Source organism: Microbacterium flavum, from assembly GCF_018717645.1.
In the GTDB taxonomy this organism is placed as follows: Bacteria; Actinomycetota; Actinomycetes; order Actinomycetales; family Microbacteriaceae; genus Microbacterium; species Microbacterium flavum.
In genome coordinates this window covers 113,721-119,837 of record NZ_JAFLHG010000012.1, presented here as the reverse complement: position 1 = coordinate 119,837, position 6,117 = coordinate 113,721, and the positions used below count along the sequence as shown (strand labels likewise).

General features: G+C 67.0%; 6 protein-coding genes. 4 read left to right on the top strand and 2 right to left on the bottom strand.

Going from position 1 to position 6,117, the window contains the following annotated elements:
- Positions 1-360 precede the first annotated feature (360 nt).
- The 3 genes from J0P97_RS13085 (at position 361) to J0P97_RS13075 (ending at position 3,167) form a co-directional block, all read left to right on the top strand.
- Positions 361-1,368 (top strand): hypothetical protein, encoded by a 1,008-nt coding sequence (locus J0P97_RS13085; protein ID WP_215488230.1) that lies wholly within the window; start codon positions 361-363, stop codon positions 1,366-1,368.
- A 64-nt stretch (positions 1,369-1,432) separates the two neighbouring features.
- Entirely contained in the window at positions 1,433-2,542 is a 1,110-nt protein-coding gene (locus J0P97_RS15950; RefSeq protein ID WP_215488229.1) for a sensor histidine kinase, read from the top strand.
- Positions 2,535-3,167: a response regulator gene (locus tag J0P97_RS13075; RefSeq protein WP_215488228.1), complete on the top strand. Its 633-nt coding sequence runs from the start codon at positions 2,535-2,537 to the stop codon at positions 3,165-3,167. The genes J0P97_RS15950 and J0P97_RS13075 overlap by 8 nt, the downstream gene beginning before the upstream one ends.
- A 108-nt stretch (positions 3,168-3,275) precedes the next feature.
- On the opposite strand, the gene J0P97_RS13070 is transcribed toward J0P97_RS13075, so the two are convergent.
- Entirely contained in the window at positions 3,276-4,250 is a 975-nt protein-coding gene (locus tag J0P97_RS13070; protein WP_215488227.1) for a helix-turn-helix transcriptional regulator, read from the bottom strand.
- Between the two features lie 103 nt (positions 4,251-4,353).
- Here J0P97_RS13070 and J0P97_RS13065 point away from each other — a divergent pair, with 103 nt between their 5' ends.
- A complete protein-coding gene (locus J0P97_RS13065; RefSeq protein WP_215488226.1) occupies positions 4,354-4,803 on the top strand; it encodes a VOC family protein in 450 nt (149 codons plus the stop codon).
- Positions 4,804-5,329: 526 nt separating this feature from the next.
- Here J0P97_RS13065 and J0P97_RS13060 read toward each other — a convergent pair.
- Positions 5,330-6,067, bottom strand: coding sequence for a CPBP family intramembrane glutamic endopeptidase (locus tag J0P97_RS13060; protein WP_215488225.1), 738 nt, complete (start codon positions 6,065-6,067; stop codon positions 5,330-5,332).
- Positions 6,068-6,117: the final 50 nt, after the last annotated feature.

The window sequence follows — 6,117 nt, the reverse complement described above, 5'->3', positions numbered from 1 at the left end:
CACTCGTACGCTCAGATATCAACTGGGGCCTCCCTCACGTATGTGGATAGGCGAAGCCGGAAGACCGGCTCGCAACCCACGGTCTACGCGAGCGGAGGCCTCAGGCTCAACCACTCATAGCGTCTAGTGTCAATCCCGCTGATTGGATACCTCGTGATCATGATCAACGTCCTACTGACTCTGAATTGATCCAAGCAAACTAGCCCGCTCGACCGCAGGCGCGCGCTCAGCAACCCGTCAGCGTTCGCCGCGATCATGCGAGTCCCCCCGCACATCTCGTGGACGGTCTGAGACGCTGAACTTGTGAGATGCGACGAGCCCGCTTGGTTGGAGGTCGGCGCTAAACGTGCGCGGATCGTGGTGAGCACCGAGCACCCGGTAGCCGTCATCCGATCGCTGGGCGCGGAGGATGTGATCGTGTCGTGGCCGGACCTAGATGTCGGGCTGCGCGCGGTGTCTGTCACAGTGATGGGTGCCCCGACCGGGGCGTGGGTGTTCTATCGCCCGGAAGAGTCTGAGGACGCCACGCTACCGGACGGCCTGGCCGCCGCCGTGCATATTGCCGCCGATGGTCGACTCACCCGGTTCACGGGCCTCACCGCTCGACACGCGAGCGGGTCGACGAGACACGGACTGTGGTTGACGGCAAGCAACCTGCCCAACCCTGACGATCAGGGCGCGTGGCGCGAATCTCAGCAGGTGACCGTTCTGCAACCCAACGGACGGGCCCGAGCGATCACGGTCGAGGGAGTGACCGCGTTCGTCCTCGATCACGGTGGATCCGCTCGCGTAGTCGTTCACGATGGTGCACCCGAAACGAAGGGCGTGGCGCGGGGCGGCCGGAACTACATCTACAGCTACATCGTCATCTCCCTCGGTGAGCAGCTACCCGACGAGATACGCGTGTCCGCGCGCGACGCCGAGCACTTCAACGATCAAGACCTCCTTACGGCGATGGAAACGGCAGCGCCGCGTTCTCCCGGCAGACCCCCTGCACATGCCCTCGTCCCCTGGGCATGGGTCCGGTTGACCGAGGCAGACAAAGAGGCTGCTGTGATGTCCGTGTTACGCGAGTTCGAGCACCTCGCCGATTACTGGCATGGCGCAGATGGCAGCGTCGGTCCTCTCGTGCGCGGCCTCGCAAATCCTCTCGTCGAAGTCGACGGCGAGTGGCCACACACCCGTGTCGACGTGTCCTTCACCCACCCGCACTACCCGCAGGGCCGGCTCCGCCGCTCCATCCGCGTCTACGACGACGCTGGGCGCATCCGACCCGCCATGTACGCGTCCATCCACCTCATGGAAGACCTGGACACCATGGCTCCACCCTCCACGGATCAGGCACATAACGGCGTGCTGAACATCTAGACCGTTGCGCCAACCCGACCCCCAGACGCACGCAAGGGGACCGAGTTGCGAGCATGTGCGGCTCGTGAGTCTCTTCCTTGTCGCCGCGGCGACCTACATCGCTGTTCTGGGCGTGGCCGGCACCGCGTGGGCCGCCGCTGCAGCGTGCGCGATCGTGCTGCCGAGCGGCGTACTGTTTCTCCGGGCCGGCACCGCGCTCGCCTACTCGCGCGGCCCGCAGCGTCCCTTGGCCGCTCTCCCGGGGCGGTTGGCATCCTCGCCCGACCCCGGTCATGTTGCAGATGCTGTGGCCGTGACCATCCGCGAGGCCCTGGGTGTTCCGGCGGTCGAAGTTCTCGTCAGCGGCGAGTCACTCGCGCACCAGGGTGGCGAAGCGGCCACCACCGAGCGGTGCGAAGTGGACTTCGACGGCGAGCGGGTGGCGGAGATCCAGCTCGCTCCCCGCGCGGGCGAGAGCGTGTTGACACGGCGCGACTGGCTCATCCTCGACCGCATCTCGGTTACCGCCGCCCCGGCCCTGCGGGGAGCGTTTGCGGCCCGGGAAGCAGAGGAGGCGCGGAGCCGCCTCGAGACCGCTCGGGCGGACGAACGTCGGCGGCTTCATGCCGACCTCCACGATGAGCTCGGCCCCGCCCTGGCCGGCTTGGGCTACACCGCGAGAGCCGCAGCGCACAATCTCCACGGCCCGACGCCGACGGTCGAGGCGATGCTGATCTCCATCGAGGCGGGGATCCGAGCGCTGGTGCGACGAGTGCGCGAGATCTCCTACGACCTGCGCTCTGAGGAACTCAGCGGAACACGGCTGGAGGCGATCTTGGAGGACCGGCTGCGCACAGAGGACGACCAGCTGGACATCAGCCTGATCTGCCAACCGGTGCCCGACGAGTTGCTTCCCGACATCCTCCGGATCGTGCAAGAGGACGTGACGAACGTGCGCCGCCATGCGATCGCGAGCAGGTGCACGGTGACGGTAGGGATCGATCAGCAGAGACGGGTGCGGATCACGGTGGACGATGACGGGAGCAGCGCTGACCCAAACGCGACGGAGGGGATCGGACACGCCTCCATCCGCCGCCGAGCGAAGAAGCACGGAGGATGGATGGAGTTCACCTCGTCCGTACATGGCTCCCAACTGACCGCGGTACTCGGATCCGCGGGGATCCGCGATGCTTAGCGTCGGCATCATCGAGGACCACCCGCTGTTCCGAGAAGGGCTGCGCAACCTGCTCTCCTCGGCCGGAATCGCCGTGGTCGCCGAGGCGACATCCGCTGCGGAAGCCGATGTCGTCTTCGAAGCCTCGCCGGACGTCGTCGTCGTCGATCTGGGACTTCCGGACGCACCCGGGGAGTCGGTTGTGCGAGCGGCCGTGCGTAAATGCCCGGGCAGCCGGATCGTCGTGCTGACCATGGCGGCAGATGCGCTCAGCGTTTCACGGGCCCTCGCCGCCGGGGCAAACGCGTACCTCGTCAAAGACTCCAGCGCCGACGAAGTGCTCGCGTCGATCCGCGCTGTCGCCACCGGCTCAAGCGTTCTCGGTTCCACGATCGCATCGAAGATGCGCGATCTCGGCTCGATCCCCGTGCTCTCGCCGACGGCCGAGGACTTTCCGGAACTGACCCTACGGGAGCGGCAGGTCCTCATCTTGGTCGCTGACGGCCTGTCCAACGCGGCGATCTCATCAGAACTAGGTCTGTCCACCAAGACCGTCGCCAACTACGTCTCGAAAATCCTCAGTACGCTGCACGTCAGGGATCGCGCGCAGCTTGCGACCGTCGTAGAGAAGCGCACAGCGCGCTGATAGTGCGCGTCCGCCGCTCCTTCAAATCAGACCCCTGTCGCCGGCACGCCACATTGAGGCCGCTCGCGACCCTCCCTCATCGCGCGGTGCACGGTTAGGGATCCGATGTCACGCAGTGGCGGTCGTCTTGTAGCGGTCTGCGAGGGTCGCGAAGGCATCGCGTAGCTCGGGCGGGCCGATGACTTCCATCGGTGTTTCGAATCGGCCGAAGGAGGCGGCGAGGGAGCCCCAGGACCAGGATCCGGATTCCAGGATGGTCCGGCTTGCCCCCGCTTCCCGGGCGGTCCCATCGCCGATGAACGGGAGGACGGAATCGATGGGCAGATCGAGGATCACCGACCCGTGACAGGTCCATTCGTTGACGTCCGAGCCTTTGAATCGTGCCGACACGAACTCTTCGATGTCGCCGCCGGGGACGTCTCGGCGTGGGAAGTGCGATCCGGTATGCGTGCGCGGGGTGATGCGTTCGACGCTGAACAGTCGCCAGTCGTCTCGCTCGATGTCCCAGGCGAGAAGGTACCAGCGTCCCTGAGCGTTGACGAGGTGATGCGGCTCGACGCGACGTAGGAGAGCGGGCACATCGGCGGTCTGCTGACGCGGCGCATAGTCGAAGCGCAGCAGGACGCGGTCGCGGATCGCGGTGGCGAGCGCGACGAGCAACTCGAGGGGAACTGCAGTCGGCTCGGGTCCGCCTGGCCGTCCTACGACGGCGACGATCTCGAGCGCATCGAGCCGGTGCCGCAGTCGCGACGGCATGACCTGCCGGATGGTCGTCAGTGCCCGAGCCGCCGGTTCGTCGAGGTCGGCGCCGACAACGGTGGCGGTCTGCAGTGCGATGGCAACAGCGACGACCTGAGCGTCATCGAACAGGAGCGGGGGCAGTTCGGCGCCCGCGGCGAGCCGGTACCCGCCATCGGGGCCCATGGTGGCCTCGATCCGATATCCCATCTCACGGAGGCGTTCGATGTCGCGCCGCACCGTGCGGTCGCTGATCTTGAGCCGCTCCGCAAGCAACGAGCCCGGCCAGTCGCGCCGGGTCTGCAGCAGCGACAGCAGATTCAGCAGTCGGGTGGTCGTGGACATGATCGAACACTAACCAAGGTCTAGGACCGAAACAGACCTACACATGGTGAATCGTCGATGTTGTGGGCGCCAGAAGGGCGCACCTCGACGAATAGGAGCAAGCATGACCATCCAGGCGACCACCCACCTGAACTTCCGCGGCGACGCCCGAGCGGCGCTCGAGTTCTACCAGTCGGTCTTCGGTGGACATCTCATCGCCAACACGTACGCCGCGTTCGGCATGCCGGCCGAGCTACCCGGAGCCGACAAGATCGTATTCGGGCTCGTCGCTGCCGAGAACGGCTTCCGCATCATGGGATACGACGTTCCCGGCTCCGCAGGAGGAGGCCTCGTCGGCGGAGGCACCACCCGGCGTGAGAACCACACCACCGTGACCGAGCAGGCACTGTTCGTCTCGATCAGCTCGGACAGCCTCGAGGAACTTCAGGGCTACTGGAACGACCTCGTCGTCGACGCCGTGATCGTCGAACCGCTCGCCGCGTCCGCCTGGAGCGCCGGCTTCGGCATGCTCACCGACCGCTTCGGTGTCACCTGGAGCATCTCGGTCTCGTAGGCGTAGCCACCGCGGCACGCTCTCGCCGTGCCGCGGTGACCGCCCGACTCCACAGCGCTCCAGAGACACCATGGCACCGTCTCATCCGGCCTCCCATCACTCGCCCATGCAAACGCGCGCGCACAGGCGCGGTCCGGGCGGCGCCCGAAGAAGCACGATCTTGGGCCGCGTCGTCCCGCTTACGCGCAGCGCCCGCAAAGGGATCGCGACTGCCCCAGCACGGTGGCGCTGGGGAGTCGCGGGCTAAACGCGGGTTGTCAGTTTCGCGGCGGGCGAGCGGATCCGCGCCGCTGTCCGTGTGGCGGCGAGCGGCGCCCGTAGGCTGCTTCGTGCTGGGCGTCGGCTGCCCTGGGCCCTTTGGGGAGGCGGCGGAGCCGACGGTGGAGACGAGCACTCGGTCTGGAGTGGGACCTCTAGCGACCCTCGCGACGGTGACACAGCCGGGCTCCCGGAGGGCGATGTGAGTTTCGAGGGGGGACCGCCGATTTCGGGATGCTGTTGTCGAGGGGCCGCCACTTCGCCGGCGTCAGCGGTCGAGTGTCGGCGTGGCCGCGGCAGGGGCGAGCCTGCGCAGATTTGCCAGCAGTACGGCCAGCGCGGCGCAGACGCCGATGCTGACGAGGTCGGTGAGGACCGGAGAGAGTGGGGTGAGGATGAAGCCGACGCTGTCGAAGCCGGCGTGGAGGATGATCGCGGGCCAGATACTTCCTGTGGTGTCGGTGAGCAGCGCCGCGACGATCCCGAACAGGAACGCGAAGGCGACGGTGCGAGCGACCTGCCCGCTGTCCGCGTCGGGGGAGATCGCAGTGATCGTATGCGCTGCCGCGAACGCGGTCGAGGTGATGAGGTTCGCGGCGACCGAACCACGGGCGCTGAAGGCTCGCAGCAGGATGCCGCGGAAGATCGTCTCCTCGACGAAGCCGACGAGCACCGCGAGGGCGATGAATCCGGCTGCGCCGCCCGCGCTCACGCCGAACCCGGCCGAAACGGCGGCGGCGGACAAGGGCAGAATTCCGACCGACACCGTGGCGATGAGCGCCGCTTTCGTCCCACGTACCGCGCAGAACCCGAGCGGGCGCCAGGCGCGGCGGAGGGAGAGCCCGACGACCAGGGCGAGCGCGATCGGCGCGAGCCCGAAGGCGAGCGGGGCGTACCCGGTCACGCCCGCGAGGTATGCGAGCGTCCCGGTGACCCCAAGTACGACGACGAGTCCGCCCGTCAGCTCGACCAGCAGCCACCACGGGTGGCGGGGTGTGTTGTCCATGGCGGTTTCGCCTCTCATTGACTGGAACGCTCCTGCTGAATACACTTGTA